Raw genomic sequence first — 18,151 nt, 5'->3', positions numbered from 1 at the left:
GAACGAGGCGCCCGATGCTGCTGATCGCCTGCCCCCATTGCGGCAACCGACCCGAGACCGAGTTCCGCTGCGGCGGACAGGCCCACATCGCCCGGCCCGCCGACCCGGCGGCGCTGACCGACGCGCAATGGGCCGAGCACCTGTTCGTGCGCGCCAATCCGCGTGGCGTCCATGCCGAGCGCTGGTGCCACGCCCATGGCTGCGGGCGCTGGTTCAACGCGCTCCGCGACACCGTGAGCGACCGCTTCCTCGAGACCTACCCGGCGGGCGGACAGCCCAGGACCATCGGCGAGACCACCAGCGAGGCGAGGGCGTGATGGTACAGCCGTTCAGAGTGTCCCGGGGCGGCCGCATCGACCGCGCCCGCCCGGTCCGCTTCACCTTCAACGGCCGCACCGTCGTGGGCTTCCACGGCGACAGCGTCGCCTCGGCGCTGCTCGCCAACGGCATCCACCTCGTCGGGCGCTCGTTCAAGTATCACCGCCCGCGCGGCATCCTGAGCCACGGCTCGGACGAGCCGAGCGCGCTGCTCTCGGTCGATCGCGGGCCCGGCCGGATCGACCCGAACAACCGCGCCTCGGTGGTGGAGGCGAGAGACGGGCTGAAGACCCTGTCCCAGAACCACTGGCCCTCGCTCGAACACGATATCGGCGCGGTCAACGACCTGCTCTCGCCGGTCTTCGTCGCGGGGTTCTACTACAAGACCTTCATGTGGCCCAAGAAATTCTGGGACAAGGTCTACGAGCCGGTGATCCGCGCGGCGGCCGGCCTCGGCACGGCGCCGGCCGTGCCCGATCCGGACCGCTACGCCAACCGCCACGCCCATTGCGACGTGCTGGTGGTCGGGGCGGGACCCGCCGGCCTCGCGGCGGCGCTCGCCGCCGCCCGCACCGGCAAGCGGGTCATCCTCGCCGACGAGGGGCCCGAGCCCGGCGGCGCGCTGCTGCACGACGTCGATGCCGAGATCGACGGCCGGCCGGCGGCGGAGTGGCTGGAGGCGGCGCTGGCCGAGCTCGATTCGCGCGAGACCGTCATCCTGCTCTCCCGCACCACCGCCTTCGGCTACTACAACCACAACCACGTCGCGCTCGCCGAGCGGATCACCGACCATCTGCCCGACCCCGGCAGCGCCCCGCGCGAGCGGCTGTGGCAGGTGCGGGCCGGCGAGGTGGTGCTGGCGACCGGCGCCCACGAGCGTCCGCTGGTCTTCGCCGACAACGATCGCCCCGGCATCCTGCTCGCCGAGAGCGTGCGGGTCTTCCTCAACCGCTACGGCGTGGCGCCCGGCCGGCGGCTCGTCGTCGCGACGAGCGGCGCCTCGGCCTACGCGACCGCCGTTGAGGCCAAGGCGGCGGGCCTCGCCGTCACCGTGGTCGATCTGCGCACCGAGGAGGAATGCGGCCCGGAACTGGCGCGTGCGCGCGGCGCCGGTATCGAGGTCCTCACCGGCCACACGGTGATCGGTGCCAAGGGGGGCAAGCGCGTCACCGGCCTCGTCGTCGCACCGGCCGACCGGGCCGGGCGTTGCGGGGCGCATCGCCTGCTGCCGTGCGACTGCGTCGGCATGTCGGGCGGCTGGACGCCGGCGGTGCACCTGTTCTCCCAATCCCGCGGCAAGCTCGCATTCGACGCCGCCATCGACGCCTTCGTGCCCGGCACCTCGGTGCAGGCCGAGCGCTCGGCCGGTGCCGCCAAGGGCGTGTACGACCTCGCCGGATGCCTCGCCCAGGGTGACGCGGCCGGCGCCGCGGCGGCCGGGTCCGAGGAGCGGCGCCGCTTCACCGCGAGCCCGACCCCCACCGGCTTCCGGCCGGTCCGCGCGATGCCGACCGATGCCGATCCGGCCAAGGTCCGGGCCTTCGTCGATTTCCAGAACGACGTCACCGCCAAGGATATCGGCCTCGCGGTGCGCGAGGGTTTTCGGTCGGTCGAGCACGTCAAGCGCTACACCACGACCGGCATGGCGACCGATCAGGGCAAGACGTCCAACATGAACGCCCTCGGCCTCGTCGCCGGGCACCTCGATACCACCCTGCCGAGCGTCGGCACCACGACCTTCCGGCCGCCCTACACGCCGGTCACCTTCGGCACCCTCGTGGGACCTGCGCGCCACGCCCTGTTCGATCCGATCCGCACCACGCCGATCCACGACTGGGCGGAGGCGCGCGGCGCCAAGTTCGAGAACGTCGCCCTGTGGCGCCGCGCCTGGTACTTCCCGAAACCCGGCGAGACGATGCACGATGCGGTCGCCCGCGAGTGCCGGGCGGTGCGGCAGAGTGTGGGGATCTTCGACGCCTCGACGCTCGGCAAGATCGAGGTGGTGGGACCCGGCGCGGCCGAGTTCATGAACCGGCTCTACGTCAATCCCTGGCTGAAGCTCGAGGTCGGGCGCTGCCGCTACGGGCTGATGCTGAAGGAGGACGGCTACATCCTCGACGACGGCGTGATCGCCCGGGTCGCGCCCGATTGCTTCCACGTCACCACGACGACCGGGGGGGCCGCCCGGGTGCTCGCCCATATGGAGGATTACCTCCAGACCGAGTGGCCGGATCTCAAGGTCTTCCTCACCTCGACCACCGAGCAATGGGCGGTGATCGCCCTCCAGGGGCCGAAGGCGCGGGCGGTGATCGCGCCGCTGGTCGAGGGGATCGACCTGTCGCCGGAGGCCTTTCCCCACATGGCGATGCGCTCCGGCACGATCTGCGGCGTGCCGACCCGGCTGTTTCGCGTCTCGTTCACCGGCGAGCTCGGCTTCGAGATCAACGTGCCGTCCGACCATGCCCTGACGGTCTGGGAGGCCGTCTGCGCCGCCGGCGAGGCCCACGGCATCACTCCCTACGGCACCGAGACGATGCACGTGCTGCGGGCCGAGAAGGGCTACATCATCGTCGGCCAGGAGACCGACGGCACGGTGACGCCGGACGATGTCGGCCTGTCGGGCATGATCGCCAAGGCGAAGAAGGACTTCGTCGGCAAGCGCTCGCTCGCCCGGCCCGACGTGGTGGCGAGCGGCCGCAAGCAGCTCGTCGGCCTCGTCACCGACGATTCCAGGCTCGTCCTCGACGAGGGCGCGCAGCTCGTCGCCGATCCGGGCCAGTCGATCCCGATGCGGATGCTCGGCCACGTCACGTCGAGCTATGCCAGCCCGACTTGCGGGCGCTCGATCGCGCTCGCCCTGGTGGCGGACGGGCGCGCGCGGCTGGGTGGCCACCTCCACGCTACGACGCCGGAGGGCTTTGCCCGCGTCACGGTCGTCGATCCGGTCTTCCTCGATCCCACAGGCGAGCGCATCCATGCTTGAGGCCCTCTACCGCACCGCCCGCGCGCGCCCCCTCGGCCGTTCCCCGGCCGCCGACCCGGCCGGGTCCGGCATCGTGATCCGGCCCGCCGGGCCCGAGGCGCGGTTCTCGTTGCGCGTCCGCGGCCCCGCCGCCTCGGCGGCGGGCCTTCCCCTCGACCGGCCGATCAACACGGTGAGCGGCGACGCGCGGCGCTGGATCGCCCGGCTCGGCCCCGACGAGTGGCTGATCGGCACCGACGAATCCGAGGCCGACACCCTGCCGGGGGCGCTCGGCGCGGATCTCGGCGAACGGTTCCACGCGATCGTCGACATCTCCCACCGCAATGTCGGCATCGATGTCGGTGGCGCGCGGGCCGCTTTGGCGCTCAATGCCGGCTGCCCCCTCGATCTCGGCGAGACCGCCTTCCCGGCGGGCTCCGCGACCCGCACGCTGCTCGGCAAGGCGGAGATCGTGCTGATCCGGCACCACGGCCCAGGGCTCCCGTATCGCGTCGAATGCTGGCGCTCGTTCTCGGCCTACGTCCACGGCTTCCTGGTCGAGGCGGCGCAGTCGGCGGGTTGAGCGCTTGTTCGGTCGTGTGGTTCTGTCGATCTGACGCACACATCGACCCACGCTCCACGTCATCCCGGGGCTCGACGAAGTCGAGAACCCGGGATCCATAGCCGCTGAGGTGGCCTGACGAGGCGGGCAGCGTTCCGCTTCACCCTGGACCGTCGCGGTTGCGGATCCCGGGTTCCGCTGCGCGGCCCCGGGATGACATGCAGGGTGTCAGGTCGGTCCGCTCCATCATCCAGGCTCCGAGGCGACCCCTGATCAGTGCCTTCGACCTGTTCAAGATCGGCATCGGCCCGTCGAGCTCGCACACGATCGACCCGATGGTGGCCGCGCGTCGCTTCCGCGCGGATCGCCTCCAAGACGGATGTGGCGCGGATGAGCGTCGAGCTGTTCGGGCAGACCGGGCACGACATGCAGGCGAAGTACAAGGGGACGTCGCTGGGCGGACTGGCGGCCAATGTGGCGGCGTGTTGACGTCCACCGATCCGCTACTGTCGAAACAGCCTCCGGAACAAGATATGGCGCGAGATCCCCTCTCCCACACGGGAGAGGGGAGACCTGCGCTTTATCTTCCAAGATCTCTCAAGAGGCCTTGCTCGCGCCGGAAAAAGGGTTGCGCCGCCGATCGACCCTTACACCACCCGCAGCAGCACGTGCTTCTTGCGCCCGAAGGACAGCTTCACCACGCCCTCCGGGGTGACGTCGCCGGCACCGATCACCGCGCGCTCGTCGGTGACGGGCGCGTCGTTGACCTTGAGCCCGCCGCTCTTCACCTGCCGCCGCGCCTCGCTGGTCGAGGGCACCAGCGCCGCGTGATCCGGCCCGAAGGCCGAGAGCACGCCCAGCCCCGCCTCGATCGCCGCGCGGGAGACCTCGACGGTGGGCAGGCTTTGCGCCAGCGCGCCCTCCTCGAAGGTGCGCCGCGCCGTCTCGGCGGCGCCGTCCGCCGCCTCGCGGCCGTGCAGCAGGGCGGTCGCCTCGGTGGCGAGAACCTTCTTGGCCTCGTTGATCTCCTGGCCGCCCAGGGCCTCGAGCCTCGCCACCTCGTCGAGCGGCATCAAGGTGAACAGGCGCAGGAAGCGGCCGACATCGGCGTCCTCGGTGTTGCGCCAGAACTGCCAGTAATCGTACGGGCTCAGCATGTCCGGGTTGAGCCAGACCGCGCCGGACGCCGTCTTTCCCATCTTGGCGCCGGACGCCGTCGTCATCAGCGGGCAGGTCAGGGCGTGGAGCTGCGGCGTGCCGAGGCGCCGGCCGAGATCGATGCCGGTGACGATGTTGCCCCACTGGTCCGAGCCGCCCATCTGCAGCGTCACGCCGTAGCGGCGGTTCAGCTCGACGAAGTCGTAGGCCTGCAGGATCATGTAGTTGAATTCCAGGAACGACAGCTCCTGGTCACGCTCCAGCCGCAGCCGCACGCTGTCCATCGACAGCATCCGGTTGACCGAGAAGTGCCGGCCGATCTCGCGCAGCATCTCGATGTAGTTGAGCGTGGTCAGCCACTCGGCGTTGTCGGCCATCAGCGCGGCGTTGGAGCCCGCTCCGAAATCGAGGAAGCGCGAGAAGGTCTTGCCGATCTCGGTCTTGTTGGCCTCGATCTGATCGAGCGTCAGGATCTTGCGGCTCTCGTCGCGGCCCGACGGGTCGCCGACGCGCGTGGTGCCGCCACCCATCAGCGCCACCGGCTTGCCGCCGGTCGCCTGGAGCCAGTGCAGCATCATGATCGAGAGCAGGTGGCCGATATGCAGCGACGGCGCCGTGCAATCGTAGCCGACATAGGCCGTCAGCCGGCCCTCGCGGGCCGCCTCGTCCACGCCCGAAAAGTCGGAGCATTGGTGGACGTAGCCGCGCTCCAGGAGAACGCGGAGGAAGTCGGAACGCGGCGCGAAGTCGGTGGGCGCGGCCATGGTACTCTCGATCGGTCTCGTGGAAGGCAATCTGCCGTGGGCTCGGCGACAGCGCGGCGCCGCCATGCTAGCTCCGTCGGATTCGGAACGGGTCGGTGCATAGCAAAGCCGGCCCCGAAAGGCACGGGGGCGATTCGGAATGGCGATGCGGCGCGCGATCGGGCTGATGAGCGGCACCTCCCTCGACGGCGTCGACGTCGCGCTGATCGAGACCGACGGCGAGACCATCCGGGTCGCGCGCAGCCACAACGGATACCTCGAGCCCCTCGGGCCCACCGGCTATCGTGCCTATTCCGACGACGACCGGGCGCTCCTGCGCCAGGCCCTGATCGATGCGGAAGCCGTCACCGAGCGCAGCGAGCGCCCGGGCTGCTTGTCCCAAGCCGAGGATCTGGTGACCCGCCTCCACGCCGAGGCGGTTGAGAATTTCCTCTCCGAGAACGGATTGAGCGCCGCCGACATCGACGTGATCGGCTTCCACGGCCAGACCGTGGTGCACCGGCCCGACCAGAAGATGAGCGTGCAGATCGGCGACGGCCAGGCGTTGAGCCGCCGTCTCGGCATCAAGGTCGTGTCGGACCTGCGCAACGCCGACATCGAGGCGGGTGGGCAGGGGGCGCCGCTGGTGCCGGTCTTTCACCGGGCGCTCGCCCAGGCCTCGGGCTTCACCGACAGCCTCGGCATCCTGAATATCGGGGGCGTGGCCAACGCGACGCTGATCGCCCGGGACGGCAAGATCCTCGCCTTCGATACCGGCCCGGGCAACGCCCTGATCGACGACTGGATGCGCGAGCGCACCGGCCACGCCCTCGACGACAACGGCCGCACGGCGGCTCGCGGCCGGCCCGACGAGCCGCTGCTCGCCTGGCTCCTGATCCACCCGTTCTTCTCGCGCCGGCCGCCGAAGTCGCTCGACCGGAACTGGTTCTCGCACAAGCTCGCCGGCCAGCTCTCGACCGAGGACGGCGCCGCCACGCTCACCGCCTTCACCGCCCGGGCGGTCGCCCGCGCCCTCGACCACGCCTCCGACCCGCCGACCCGCTGGATCGTCGCCGGCGGCGGAGCCCGCAACGGCGAGCTGCTGCGCCAGCTCAACTACTACCTGCGCGCCGAGATCACGACGGCGGACGCGATCGGCTGGTCCTCCGCCTTCCTGGAGGCCCAGGCCTTCGCCTATCTCGCGGTGCGCTCGGTGGAGGGCCTGCCGATCACCTTCCCGTCGACGACCGGCGTGAGCCAGGCGATCACCGGCGGGGTGCTGGCGCGGCCGGAGGGGTAGGGGAGCCTGCCTTCACCGCGACGGCACCCATTGCCGCGACAGCGCGTAGAGCCGGTGCCCGAACGACCACGTGCGCAGGAAGCGCCGGGCGTAGCGCAGAGGATCGTCGGCGAGGCGGCAATGGCGCCGTAAGGTGTCGCGCGCGGCGTCCGCGTCGCCGCTGTCGAGGAGCTGGCGGGCGTATTCGAGCATCAGGAAGTTGCGGTAGCGCCCGGCGGAGCGCACGAGGTGGCGCGGCACCGTGCCGTGGCGCAGGAGCGCGGTGAGCGTCCGGTCGAAGGGCGGCGGCAGCGGGCGGCGGCGCATCTGGCCGGCGAGCGCGCTGGTCGGATGGCCGTCGCGGTACACCGCCGTGGGCTCGGCGACGTAGCGGAACGGACCCTCGAGGGCGAGACGGCACCAGGTGTCGGTGTCCTCCCCCATCACGGCCCCGACCGGAAACAGGCCGGCCCGGATCAGCGCGGCCCGCTCCACCAGGAGGCTGCTCGGATGCACCGCGTAGGGGTAGGTCGCGAGCACGAAGGCGAAGGGATCGTCGACGCGCTGGTCGGGCACGTCGGCCTTCATCACCGGCGCGGAGCGGCTGGCCAGCAGGTGGTTGGCGAAGACCGCGACCGCATCCCCCCGGGAGGCCGCCGCCATCAGGTTCTCGAGGTGCCGGCCGGCCCACAGGTCGTCGGCGTCGAGGAAGGCGATCCAGTCGCCCCGCGCCGCGGCGACGCCCCGGTTGCGCGCTGCCGACGCGCCGGCATTGGCCTGGCGGATCAGGCGGATCCTGCGGTCCGTGAACGCCGCGACGACGTCGCCGCCGCCATCGGTCGAGCCGTCGTCGACCACGATCACCTCGAACAGCGGATAGGTCTGCCGGAGCACCGCCTCGATCGTCTCGCCGATCACGTCCGCCTTCTGGAACAGCGGGATCACCACGGAGACGGCGGGGAGGGGGTAGGAGGCCATGGCGGGAGTCCCGGCTAGGGCGCGGGAGGCCGCGCCGTGTCCGGATCCTGATTAGCAGGCGGGCCTTGGGCCGAGAGCCGCGCCTTCCGGCCACCGGCCACCGGCCGTCAGGGGGAAAGGAGCTACGGCGAAGGGTGGAGGCGGCATCGGCCGCGGCTCGCCCGGCGATTCCCACCACGGTGCGCGGCCGGTCGACGTCGGGCCGCCGCGCCGGCCTTCAAGATCGATGGCCGCGCGTTGGGATTCTGGTGCAAGAGATTGGGACGCCGAGGCGTTTCCCGGGTCCGGCATCCATGTTTGAACTAACGCCGTCGCCCACCCAGCAACGGCACACGGATTATGTCGAAGAGAAGCGTCTCCCCGATCCCGGCCTGGCTGCGCCGTCGCGGCTATTCCCCGCGCGCGAAGCTGGCGATCGCCTCCGCGGTCGAGCGCTCGGCCCGCCGGCGCGACGCCGCCGCGGAGCCGGGGAGCCGCTGCCAGATCATTCCCTTCCCCGTGCGCACGCTGCCGCCGGTCCAGCGCGACGCGCTCGGCGCTGCGTGAAGCTGACGGATAGGGACTTTTTGCGCGCGAGATCCCTCGCAAGTGCTGCCGGCGCTTGAATCCCTCCGCGTCATTCCGGGGCCGCGCAGCGGAGCCCGGAATCCGGAATCTCAGGTGTTCCAGAAGAAGGCGGAGCGATCTCCGCCCTGTCCTGAACGCTCAGCGGTTCTGGGCGTGCCCGCGGCACTCCGGGCTCCGCTGCGCGGCCCCGGAATGACCCTGTGGGTGTGAGATCGGTGAGAATCATCAAGCCGGCTTCAGAAATCCGGCGGTGCCGATTCCAGGCTCCGCTTCCACGGCTGCGGAACGGCGCCGCGGACGGGACCGTCCAGAGGGCCATCCCCCGCGCCCGTCCTACACCGCGTCCGGGCGCTCGATCGGGGCGACGAAGCGGCCGAGCGACAGGCCGAGCCGCTTCGTGACGACCGGGCGCACGGCCTGCCAGGCGCGCGGGCCCATCGCCAGCTTGGCGGCCTGCAGCCACCACAGCCGCGTGCGGCGCACCGCCGGGCTGAGGCCGGCGGCATGCGCCATCATGTGGCGGGCGCCCGCGGCGTCGCCCCGGTCGAAGGGCTGGCTGGCGTGGCGCACCGCCGCCATGGCGAGCCCGAGGCGCATCGGCGCCTCCATGTCGGCGACCGGCGCGGCCTCGGGGTAGCCGAAGACGGTGTCGAACATCAGCTTGCGCTGGTCGATGTCGCGCAGCATCTGCTCGTAGTAGAACGACGACATGTTGCTGCCGTGCTGGCGCCAGACGCCCTGCGGCCGGTCGATCCGGGCGACCGATCCGTGCAGGGCGAGCCGCAGCCACATCTCCTGGTCGCCCGAATGGGTCAGCTCCGCCTTGTAGCCGCCGACCCGGTGCTGGATCGCGGTGCGCACCACGGCGGTCGACGTGTGGATCGGGTTGATGAAGCGGTTGAGCGCGAAGAACTGCCGCGTGTCGTAGACCGTGTGGCCGGCCTCGCGATCGGCCGGCGGCATCTCCGGGCGGGGCTTGCCCTCCTCGACGCTGAGATACGGACCGTAGACCAGGCTCAGCTCCGGCCGCGCCTGCATCAGGTGCGCCGCCCGGGACAAGGCCCCGGGCGTGACGAAATCGTCCGCCGAGAGCAGGAGCAGGCATTCCGCCCGCGCCCAGGCCAAGCCCTCGTTGTAGGTGGCGATGTGGCCGTGGTTGGTCGCGTGCCGGACGTACTCCACCCGGGAATCGGCCCGGCACAGGGCTCCCGCCACCTCCGGCGTGTGGTCGGGCGAGGCGTCGTCGAGGATCAGGACCCGGACGTCGCAATCCTCGGTCGCGAGGACGCTGCCGACGCTCTCGGCGAGGAAATCCGCGTAGCGATAGCAGGGAATGATGACGTCGACGCTCGGCATGTCCGACCCTTCGGCATGGCCGACCCTGGCTGGCCGGTCCCGGTTGCACGTCTCGGCTGCGCGCGTGTCGCGGGAGGTCAGCCGGCGCGAGACGACCGCACCCCGCGGTCCTCCACGCTTCAGTGTCTCTCGCGACACTCCCGGTCACCGGCGTCGCGCGCTGGGGCGGCGCCAGTGCGGCGGGAGTGTCGTGAGGTGCACTGGGCCGCGATCAGACCATGGGTCGGGGGCGGAGCAACCTTGTCGAGTCGGAGGAGCCGGACCGCATTTCGGGGGCGGCGCTTACGCCGATCGGCGGGTTCGGCTGGGCCGTCATCCGCGCCGGGATGCCCGCACGGGCGCGGAACGGGCGGGGACGAGACCGGCCTCGCCCCCGCGCCCTCATGCGATTTCCGATTGCTTCAGGCGATCCCGTCGGATCGCTGACGCAATGCAGAAATCGTGTCACTGGCCCGGATGCACGAACAGGTCGTCGAACTCGCCGGGCTGGTAGTGGCGGCCGGTGATGTCGGTGATCACGATCCACTCGTGGCCGTCCGCCGCGAGTTCGTCCGCCTTCTCCAAAGCCGCCTCCGGTGAGGAGCGCTGGTACGAAAGGTGCCCGTCCGGGGTGTGGGCCGTCACGACGAGATGCATGGCTCTCCTTGCTTGCGCGAACAGCCATACTACAGGAACATGCCTCGCGGGGCGAGTCGGGTCGTCCGCGCGCGTGGGGCAGGCCGGCCGGGCCGCGTGAGGCCGCCGCGTCGCCCGGGCCGATCGGGTCGCGGCCGAGCATCCTGCCCCACCGTCACGGAGCGGCCTCACTCCGGCGCTAGCACGGCCGAGCCGTCGCCGCTCCCCTGGAGGCCCAAAGATGCCCGTCCTGTTCGCCGCAGCCTCGTGCCTCGCCCTCGGGATCGCCCTGGTCGTGCTCCTCGGGCTCAGCGCCTGAGCGACGCCGGCGCCCGACCTCAGAGCAGCGCCCGCGCCGCCTGCGACACCTTGCGGATCGAACTGTCGACGTCGTCCGCCGAGCCGGTGATCCGCTCCATGTTCCGGCGTACCGAGGCGACGCTGCGGGCGGCGTTCTGCATGTTGGCCGACATGTCGCGGGTCACCGCGGCCTGCTGGGTGATGGCGGTCGAGACCCCGACCGAGATCTCGCTGACGGTGCCGATCGCCGTGACGATCCCCGCGATCGCCGCGACCGCCTCGGAGGTCGCGCCCTGCACGGCGTCGATCTGCGTGCCGATCTCCTGCGTCGCCCGGGCCGACTGGCCGGCGAGCGCCTTGACCTCGGCGGCGACCACCGCGAAGCCGCGGCCGGCCTGACCGGCCCGGGCCGCCTCGATGGTGGCGTTGAGCGCGAGCAGGTTGGTCTGATCGGCGATGGAGCGGATCAGCGACACCGCCTCGCCGATCCGGTCGGCGGCCTGGGTCAGGCTCGCCACGATGCCGCCGGCATCCTGGGCCTTCTGCACCGCCGCGTCGGAGGCGGCGCGGGCATCCTCGGCATGGCGGCCGAGCTCGGCGATCGAGGCGGCGAATTCCTCGGTGCCGGCGGCCACCGCCTCGACGTTGCCGGAGGTCTGGGCCGTCTGCTCGCTGGTGGTGCGGGCCTGGGCCGAGACCTCCGAGACCGCGACCGTGATCGCCGCGATGTCCGCCTCGATCGTCCGCTGGCCCACGCTGCGGCGCTGGCGGTCGAGCACCTGCTGGGTGATGTCGGTGGCGAACTTCACCACCGCGCAGGGCTTGCCGTCGAGGTCGAGCACCGGGTGGTAGGCGCCGAAGATCCACACGTCGCGGCCGCCCTTGGCGACGCGGTGGAACTCGCCGGCCTGGTGGCGCCCGGCGGCCAGGCCCTGCCAGAATGCGGCGTAAGCAGCGCTCGTCCGCTCGGCCTCGGCGACGAACAGGCCGTGGTGGCGCCCCACCACCTCGTCGCGGGCATATCCCATCGCGTCGAGGAAGATGGCGTTGGCCTCGGTGATGATCCCGTCGGGCGTGAAGTGGATCACCGCCTGCGAGCGGTCGAGGGCGGCGATCTGGCCGGCCAGATAGGCGTCGTGCTCCTTGCGGGCGGTGATGTCGGAGGCGAGCTTCACGATCCGCACCACACGGCCGCGCCGGTCGAGCACCGGATTGTAGGAGGCCTGGATCCAGATCGAGCGCCCGTCCTTGGCGATCCGGCGGAACTCCCGGGTCTCGAACCGGCCCTCCCGCAGACCCTGCCAGAACGCCGCGTAGTCCGGGCCGTCGCGTTCGCCCGGCGGCATCAGCAGGCTGTGATGCCGGCCCCGGAGTTCGGCCAGGGTGTAGCCGGTCAGGCCCAGGAAGCAGGCATTCGCGTCCAGGATCATCCCGGCCGGGTCGAACTCGATCCGGCCTTGCGACCGGTCGACGGCCGCGAGCAGGGCGGCATGGCTCGATTGGAGGAAGGACAAGGGGTTGGTCTCTCGCAGCACGTACCGGAGACCGTGCTCCCGAATTCTTATTGAAGGATGAAGGAAATCATACTTATGATCAAAGATTGGCTATGAAAATATACCTATTACCCAACGAGATTTCTTGTCAGATCAAATACTGACGCAGCAAAAGAGCCGTGCATCTCGGAGTATTGCCATAGGATCCGATCGACGGCGCGCGATGCTCCGGCGCGGACCTCGCGTACCGGCGAAAGATAGAGCGGCAGCGTCGCCGGCCAAGCGTGATGTGGAGGCCCTGTCACGATTTGCCGCGCCGCCTCGGATGTGCCGCCCGGGCAGGCGCAAATCATGGAGCAAGCCAATGATTGGGGCGCAATATTGTGGAAGGCAGTCGACCGGCCGCGGACCGGGTGCCCGGGGCTCCGCTCGGTGGGTGCGGCGCCGGGCCGACCGCCCTCCCGCCAGGGGAGGGCCCCCGGTCGTCAGCCCTTGCGCTGCGCCTTCATGTAGCTGCTGATCGCGGCCTGGCAGTCCGGCGACAGCTTGGACTTGTTGTGGCGGAAGCAGGCCTGCACCTCGGGCCCGTCCGGCGAGAGGTTGCCGCAATAGGTCAGATAATCGCCGGTGCAGTACTGCTTGAGCACCGCGCGATCGACCATCGCCGATTGGGCGAGGGCGGGCTGGGCGAGGGCGGCGCCGGTGGTCAGGACGAGGATGAGGGTGGAACGCAGGAGCACGATGTCTCTCCGGGAGGGTGGGGGAAGGCCGGGGGCGGGCGAAGGCGGGAGCCTGCCCGACGATCCCGGCCGCAATAGGGTACCTTGGCCGTACGCGCCCGCCTCGCGGCCGAACAAGGCCGCGCAGACGCGTCCGCTGCGGTAGGATCCAAGACTTGATCATCGGCGAAAGCCGCGGCCGGCGCCGGAACGCCCCTCTCGACTGCCGCACGAACCGATCGACCCGTCCCGGACCGCACCGCTTTCAAGACGAGGCGGCGTCGGGACTGGACGGATCGGATATCGTCTTCGCCGTAGATGATTTCCAGAAGATTTCTTCCGGAGGCTGAATCGCACCGGATGGCGGCGCAGGATCGCGAGAAGTCGGGCCCCCCCTACGCCGCGACGTCTCTTGGTGCGACGTCTCTCGGCGCAACGTCTCTTGGCGCGAGAGCGGGAGCGCCGCTCAGAGGCGGCTGAGGCGCACGCGGGCGACGCCCGCGATGCCGATCGCCCGGGCGGAGGCCTGGGACAGGTCGATCACCCGGCCGCCGACGAAGGGGCCGCGATCGTTGATGCGCACCACGACCGAGCGGCCGTTCGACGTGTTGGTGACCCGAACCCGGGTGCCGAAGGGGAGGCGGCGATGAGCCGCCGTGAAGGCGTGCGTGTTGAAGCGCTCACCGTTCGCAGTGCGCCGGCCCTGAAATCCGGGGCCGTACCAGGAGGCACGACCGGACTGGGCTTCGGCGGGCGTGCTGGCTTGTAACGTCACTCCGACGGCGCCCGCTGCTGCGAGACCGAGGATCGCCAGCTTTGCCTTCGAAACCATTTCGCATTCCCGTTTTTGTTGCTTGACGCGGCGCAACATAAAACTGAAGAAGGCGACATTATGGAACAGTGTAAATAATGATATTCTAGCGTATACTCGAAGATGTTTGTTTCGTCTCCTGGTATGGTTTACATCGGTTAACTGTCTTCGCAAGGAAGACCCGCGCCAAGCGGTGCGGCGCGGCGCGCCATCGTACGGCCAAGGTTCGGGCAAGGTCAGGGGAAGCCGGCCTGCGGGAATCAGGGGTTCCGCCCCGCCTCGCGCAGGGCGATGCGGATCAGGTCGGCGAGGGTGCGGGCGCCGAGCTTGCGGCGCAGCTGCGTGCAGGCATTGGCGATGGTCTTGTAGCTGAGCCCCAGTTCCTCGGCGATCGCCCCGTGCGAGCGCCCGGCGCCGAGGCGGGCCAGGATTTGCCGCTCGCGCGGGGTGAGGGGAGGGGCGGCCGGCGCCTCGCGCCGCAGGCGGTCGACCTCGGCGGCAAGCGACGGCGCGACGTAGGTGCCGCCGTCCCGCACGCGCTCGAAGGCGAGGTGCAGCTCCGACGAGGCGGTGTCCTTCAGCACGTAGCCGGCCGCCCCGCTCTCCAGGGCGCGGACCGCGATCTCCGGGTCGTCGTGCATGCTGAAGACCAGGATGCGGGTGTCAGGAGCCACCGCCCGGATCCGGCGGATCAGCGCCAGGCCGCTGAGCGAGGCGCCCTGGAAGGTCAGGTCGGCGACCACGAGGTCGGGCCGGTGCCGGCGAAAGCGGCGGTAGCCCGCGGCGATGCCGGTGGCCTCGTGCACGGTCCCGACACCGGCATCCTCCAGCACCCGGCGGCAGCCCTGCAGCACGATCGGGTGGTCGTCGACGACGAGCACGTCCATGGCTCTGCCCTCCGGACGGGCCCGCGGGACGCAGCCCGCGGGCCGTCGCGCCTCAGTTGGTCGGCTGGCCGGCCGCCACCTTGGCGGTCCAGTCGTCGAAGGCCACGACGGTCTGGCGCTGCTCGCCCAGGGACTCGATCCCGAGGGTGACGACGTCGCCGGACTTCAGGAAGCGGGCCGGCTTCATGCCCATGCCGACGCCGGGCGGCGTGCCGGTGGTGATGACGTCGCCGGGCTCGAGCAGCATGAAGTGCGACAGGTAGGAGACGATCTGCCGGCAGTCGAAGATCATCGTGCGGGTCGAGCCGGTCTGCATCCGCTCGCCGTTCACGTCGAGCCACATCCCGAGATTCTGCACGTCGGCGATCTCGTCCGGGGTGACGAGCCACGGGCCGAGGGGACCGAAGGTCGGGCAGCCCTTGCCCTTGGTCCAGGTGCCGCCGCGCTCGAGCTGGAACTCGCGCTCGGACACGTCGTGGCAGACGCAGTAGCCCGCGACGTAGTCCAGCGCCTCGTTGGCGTGGACATAGGACGCGCGCTTGCCGATCACGATGGCGAGCTCGACCTCCCAGTCGGTCTTGGCCGAGCTCTTGGGCAGGATCACGTCGTCGTTCGGGCCGACGATGCAGGACGGCGCCTTGTTGAACAGGATCGGCTCGGCGGGGATCGGCGAACCGGTCTCGGCGGCATGGTCGGCGTAGTTGAGGCCGATGGCGATGAAGTTGCGCACATGGCCGACGCACGGCCCCAGCCGCGTGCCGGCCGGCACCTCGGGCAGGGTCGCAGGGTCGATGCCGCGCAGGGTCTGGAGGGTGTCGGCGGCGAGGAACGGGCCGGCGATGTCGCGGATCACCCCGGACAGGTCGCGGATCGCGCCGCTCCCGTCGACGAGGCCCGGCTTCTCCGCCCCGTTCTCGCCCCAGCGCACAAGCTTCATTGGTCGTCTCCCCAAAGCATTTTCCGACGAAGTGGAAACCGGTTCGTCGCAGAAAATGCGACAAAATCAAAGAGCTGGAGCAGTGCCCGATCGCAACGCGATCGGGCACTGCTCCAGATCCACGCGGGCCAGGACATTGGCGCCGGCGCCGGGCCGCCGCAAGCCGGCGAGCCCGTCCGAGGGCGGCTTCGCCCGTTGCAGTTTCGTCACATCTGGGGCGAAACCGTGTCGGCGCGGCGGGCGGGGCCGGCCGGCTCCATCTTTGCCTCTACAGGAGAGGGCCTGATATGCAGACCGGATTCCTAATCTCGACTGAGATGATGCGATCTTGAGCAGAAATTGCACGCCTTTACTTAAGTCGGCCTGATAGATCCTGGGCACGTCCCCGGGATTGCCTGAAAGCTGCCTGCTGCCGCATCATCCCGCTCAAGCTGTGGGCGTCCGTAGAGCCGCGCGGCACGGAATTCTTGGGGTCTGGGGTAACGTCATGACGGGTTCGAGGAGGGTGGCGCTGCTCGCCGGTGCATCGCTGATGCTGCTGGCGGGGGCCAATGGTGCGGCGCAGGCGGCGGCGTTCGGGTTGCGCGAGCAGAGCGCCCAGGCGATGGGCCTCGCCTTCGCGGGCGCGGCGGCCGGCTCCGGCGGCCTGTCGTCGATGTTCTGGAACCCGGCCGTCGTGACGATGAAGCCGGGCTGGAACTCGGACTTCAACGCCACCCTGGTCGCGCCCTCGGCGACCATCACCCCCACGACCGGCACCTTCCCGCCGCTGATCGGGCTCGGCAATTCCGGCGATATCGGCCAGGCGGCGGTGCTGCCGGCGACCTACACGAACTACCAGCTCAGCGACCGGCTGTTCATCGGCCTGTCCGGCGCCGCGCCGTTCGGCCTGATCACCAAGCCGAACCCGGTCTGGGCCGGCCAGACCTACAGCCGGTCGTCGAAAATCTTCTCGCTCAACTTCAACCCGGTGATCGGCTACAAGGTCAACGATTGGCTGTCGGTCGCGGCCGGGCCGGTGCTCGAATACTTCAAGCTGACGCTCCGCCAGGCCACCGGCATCACCCCGGGCGCCCAGACGGCGTTCCTCAAGGGCGACGATTGGGGCTGGGGCTTTACGGCGGGCGTGGTGGCGCGCCTCTCGGAGGGCACCACGGTCGGCGTCGGCTACCGCTCCTCGATCAACCACCAGATCGAGGGCTCGGCCTACGGCATCGGCCAGGTCCGCGCCTCGCTCAACACTCCCGAGAAGGTCTCGGTCGGCCTGACCCAGGCGATCACCCAGGACTTCCGCCTGAACTTCGGCTTCGAGTGGGACAACTGGACCCGGATCGGCTCGCCGGCGATCGTCTCGCTGGCGCTCGGCCGGCCGGTGACGGCTCTGCCGCTGAACTACAAGAACGGGTTCTACTACTCGGTCGGCGCCGAGTACGACTTCACCCCGCAATGGACCGGCCGCCTCGGCTTCGCCTACGAGCAGTCGCCGATCGACCTCTCGAACCGCTCGACCCGCCTGCCCGACGGCGACCGCTACTTCGCCTCGGTCGGCGCCAGCTACCGCTACAGCGAGAAGATCCAGTTCGACGTCTCGTACCAGCACCTGTTCTCCGTCGGCGGCCGCAACCGGATCGCGATCGTGCCGGGCGAGCCGCTCTACACGGCGCCGCTCGCCTTCCTGGCGACCTCGGAGGCCAGCGCCGACATCGTCTCGGTCGGCCTGAAGTACCGCTGGGACAACCCGCCGGCCCCGGCGCCGATCCCGGTGCCGCTGGTGCGGAAGTACTGACGGGAGGGGCTTCGACGGGGGCGTTCGACCGCTCCTCTCGACGGCGTCTCCATATTGCACGTCGTTCCGGGATCCGCTGCGCGGCCCCGGAACCGACCGCGGTACATGACTGCACGCCAATGCCGAGCTTGTAAGGCGATCGATCGTAGACCTCCCCTTTCCCGGACGACTGGAGCGTCAGCGGAAGGAGATCCGGGATCCAGCGTAAGAAGTCGCGAAGCGTCTCTATGTCTGCAACGCCGCAGCATGCAGAGCCGCTTCGCGGCGCTTTCTCTGCTGGATCCCGGATCTCCTTCCGCTATCGCTTCAGTCGTCCGGGAAAGGGGCGAGGTGGAGAACGGGCGATTCGAACAAAAAATCTTAGCATTAACAAATCTCGGCTTTGCGCCGCTGTTGCTTGCAGTCTAGAGTGCGGACAAATCAACGTAAATATTGTATATAATTAAAATAGCGCGATAATTTATTCTATAATAATTCAGTTGGCCGGCGTGGCCAGATCAAGCTCATGTAAGGCAGATGAGAGCGGCATCCGGATTTTTCTCTCTTGTCGCGCGGGCTCTGCGTCCCAACATGTTCTTGCACGGATCGCTCTGCGAGGCCTCGTTCCGTGAACGAATACGCAGTTCTCTCCCTGATCGTGCCCGTCGTCGTCGCCGCCTACGTCGCGGTGCGCCACCATG

The 18,151-nt window shown here is 69.9% G+C and carries 15 protein-coding genes and 1 pseudogene; 7 read left to right on the top strand and 9 right to left on the bottom strand.

The genetic code is table 11. From position 1 onward, the window contains the following. Nucleotides 1–14: 14 nt before the first annotated feature. The 4 genes and pseudogenes from DK412_RS13960 to DK412_RS31400 all read left to right on the top strand — a co-directional run. Nucleotides 15–317, top strand: a complete 303-nt coding sequence (locus tag DK412_RS13960) for a sarcosine oxidase subunit delta (protein WP_109972432.1) — start codon at nucleotides 15–17, stop codon at nucleotides 315–317. Continuing rightward, nucleotides 317–3,301, top strand: coding sequence for a sarcosine oxidase subunit alpha family protein (locus DK412_RS13955; RefSeq protein ID WP_109972431.1), 2,985 nt, complete (start codon nucleotides 317–319; stop codon nucleotides 3,299–3,301). The genes DK412_RS13960 and DK412_RS13955 overlap by 1 nt, the downstream gene beginning before the upstream one ends. Then, nucleotides 3,294–3,863, top strand: coding sequence for a sarcosine oxidase subunit gamma family protein (locus DK412_RS13950; RefSeq protein WP_109972430.1), 570 nt, complete (start codon nucleotides 3,294–3,296; stop codon nucleotides 3,861–3,863). Before DK412_RS13955 ends, DK412_RS13950 begins: the two co-directional genes overlap by 8 nt. 197 nt (nucleotides 3,864–4,060) lie before the next feature. Further along, nucleotides 4,061–4,219, top strand: a pseudogene (locus tag DK412_RS31400) (serine dehydratase beta chain); the annotation flags it as partial. Between the two features lie 270 nt (nucleotides 4,220–4,489). On the opposite strand, the gene tyrS reads toward DK412_RS31400, so the two are convergent. Next, nucleotides 4,490–5,764, bottom strand: coding sequence for a tyrosine--tRNA ligase (tyrS, locus tag DK412_RS13940; RefSeq protein WP_109972429.1), 1,275 nt, complete (start codon nucleotides 5,762–5,764; stop codon nucleotides 4,490–4,492). A gap of 139 nt (nucleotides 5,765–5,903) precedes the next feature. Between tyrS and DK412_RS13935 the strand changes: the two genes are divergently transcribed. Then, nucleotides 5,904–7,043 (top strand): anhydro-N-acetylmuramic acid kinase, encoded by a 1,140-nt coding sequence (locus tag DK412_RS13935; RefSeq protein WP_204165564.1) that lies wholly within the window; start codon nucleotides 5,904–5,906, stop codon nucleotides 7,041–7,043. 12 nt (nucleotides 7,044–7,055) lie between these two features. Here the strand turns inward: DK412_RS13935 and DK412_RS13930 are convergent, their stop codons facing one another. Further along, complete coding sequence (locus tag DK412_RS13930; protein ID WP_109972428.1) at nucleotides 7,056–8,000, bottom strand: glycosyltransferase; 945 nt, start codon at nucleotides 7,998–8,000, stop codon at nucleotides 7,056–7,058. A 339-nt stretch (nucleotides 8,001–8,339) separates the two neighbouring features. On the opposite strand from DK412_RS13930, the gene DK412_RS13925 reads away from it, so the two are divergent. Then, nucleotides 8,340–8,546: a hypothetical protein gene (locus DK412_RS13925; RefSeq protein WP_109972427.1), complete on the top strand. Its 207-nt coding sequence runs from the start codon at nucleotides 8,340–8,342 to the stop codon at nucleotides 8,544–8,546. A 354-nt stretch (nucleotides 8,547–8,900) separates the two neighbouring features. Here the strand turns inward: DK412_RS13925 and DK412_RS13920 are convergent, their stop codons facing one another. The 7 genes from DK412_RS13920 to DK412_RS13890 form a co-directional block, all read right to left on the bottom strand. Then, nucleotides 8,901–9,923, bottom strand: a complete 1,023-nt coding sequence (locus tag DK412_RS13920; protein WP_109972426.1) for a glycosyltransferase family 2 protein — start codon at nucleotides 9,921–9,923, stop codon at nucleotides 8,901–8,903. 444 nt (nucleotides 9,924–10,367) lie between these two features. Continuing rightward, nucleotides 10,368–10,559: a hypothetical protein gene (locus DK412_RS13915; RefSeq protein WP_109972425.1), complete on the bottom strand. Its 192-nt coding sequence runs from the start codon at nucleotides 10,557–10,559 to the stop codon at nucleotides 10,368–10,370. Between the two features lie 317 nt (nucleotides 10,560–10,876). Further along, nucleotides 10,877–12,352: a PAS domain-containing methyl-accepting chemotaxis protein gene (locus DK412_RS13910; protein ID WP_109972424.1), complete on the bottom strand. Its 1,476-nt coding sequence runs from the start codon at nucleotides 12,350–12,352 to the stop codon at nucleotides 10,877–10,879. A gap of 464 nt (nucleotides 12,353–12,816) precedes the next feature. Continuing rightward, nucleotides 12,817–13,071, bottom strand: a complete 255-nt coding sequence (locus tag DK412_RS13905) for a hypothetical protein (RefSeq protein WP_109972423.1) — start codon at nucleotides 13,069–13,071, stop codon at nucleotides 12,817–12,819. Nucleotides 13,072–13,516: 445 nt separating this feature from the next. Continuing rightward, a complete protein-coding gene (locus DK412_RS13900) occupies nucleotides 13,517–13,882 on the bottom strand; it encodes a septal ring lytic transglycosylase RlpA family protein (RefSeq protein ID WP_093568376.1) in 366 nt (121 codons plus the stop codon). 239 nt (nucleotides 13,883–14,121) lie between these two features. Then, a complete protein-coding gene (locus DK412_RS13895; protein WP_093568375.1) occupies nucleotides 14,122–14,748 on the bottom strand; it encodes a response regulator transcription factor in 627 nt (208 codons plus the stop codon). A 52-nt stretch (nucleotides 14,749–14,800) separates the two neighbouring features. Beyond that, nucleotides 14,801–15,685, bottom strand: coding sequence for a fumarylacetoacetate hydrolase family protein (locus DK412_RS13890; protein WP_109972422.1), 885 nt, complete (start codon nucleotides 15,683–15,685; stop codon nucleotides 14,801–14,803). A 487-nt stretch (nucleotides 15,686–16,172) separates the two neighbouring features. Between DK412_RS13890 and DK412_RS13885 the strand changes: the two genes are divergently transcribed. Next, nucleotides 16,173–17,471 (top strand): outer membrane protein transport protein, encoded by a 1,299-nt coding sequence (locus DK412_RS13885; RefSeq protein WP_109972421.1) that lies wholly within the window; start codon nucleotides 16,173–16,175, stop codon nucleotides 17,469–17,471. Nucleotides 17,472–18,151 lie beyond the last annotated feature (680 nt).

This window comes from Methylobacterium sp. 17Sr1-1 (assembly GCF_003173775.1).
Lineage (GTDB): Bacteria > Pseudomonadota > Alphaproteobacteria > Rhizobiales > Beijerinckiaceae > Methylobacterium.
Note: the sequence above shows the minus strand (reverse complement) of the source record. Positions and strands in the feature narration are given on the sequence as shown.

Excerpts from the sequence above, each read along its gene's own strand:
- DK412_RS13890 (WP_109972422.1), bottom strand. The coding sequence starts at position 15,685 with ATGAAGCTTGTGCGCTGGGGCGAGAACGGGGCGGAGAAGCCGGGCCTC.
- DK412_RS13885 (WP_109972421.1), top strand. The coding sequence starts at position 16,173 with ATGACGGGTTCGAGGAGGGTGGCGCTGCTCGCCGGTGCATCGCTGATG.
- DK412_RS13895 (WP_093568375.1), bottom strand. The coding sequence starts at position 14,748 with ATGGACGTGCTCGTCGTCGACGACCACCCGATCGTGCTGCAGGGCTGC.
- tyrS (WP_109972429.1), bottom strand. The coding sequence starts at position 5,764 with ATGGCCGCGCCCACCGACTTCGCGCCGCGTTCCGACTTCCTCCGCGTT.
- DK412_RS13925 (WP_109972427.1), top strand. The coding sequence starts at position 8,340 with ATGTCGAAGAGAAGCGTCTCCCCGATCCCGGCCTGGCTGCGCCGTCGC.
- DK412_RS13960 (WP_109972432.1), top strand. The coding sequence starts at position 15 with ATGCTGCTGATCGCCTGCCCCCATTGCGGCAACCGACCCGAGACCGAG.
- DK412_RS13935 (WP_204165564.1), top strand. The coding sequence starts at position 5,904 with ATGGCGATGCGGCGCGCGATCGGGCTGATGAGCGGCACCTCCCTCGAC.
- DK412_RS13915 (WP_109972425.1), bottom strand. The coding sequence starts at position 10,559 with ATGCATCTCGTCGTGACGGCCCACACCCCGGACGGGCACCTTTCGTAC.
- DK412_RS13920 (WP_109972426.1), bottom strand. The coding sequence starts at position 9,923 with ATGCCGAGCGTCGACGTCATCATTCCCTGCTATCGCTACGCGGATTTC.
- DK412_RS13900 (WP_093568376.1), bottom strand. The coding sequence starts at position 13,882 with ATGGTTTCGAAGGCAAAGCTGGCGATCCTCGGTCTCGCAGCAGCGGGC.
- DK412_RS13955 (WP_109972431.1), top strand. The coding sequence starts at position 317 with ATGGTACAGCCGTTCAGAGTGTCCCGGGGCGGCCGCATCGACCGCGCC.
- DK412_RS13930 (WP_109972428.1), bottom strand. The coding sequence starts at position 8,000 with ATGGCCTCCTACCCCCTCCCCGCCGTCTCCGTGGTGATCCCGCTGTTC.
- DK412_RS13950 (WP_109972430.1), top strand. The coding sequence starts at position 3,294 with ATGCTTGAGGCCCTCTACCGCACCGCCCGCGCGCGCCCCCTCGGCCGT.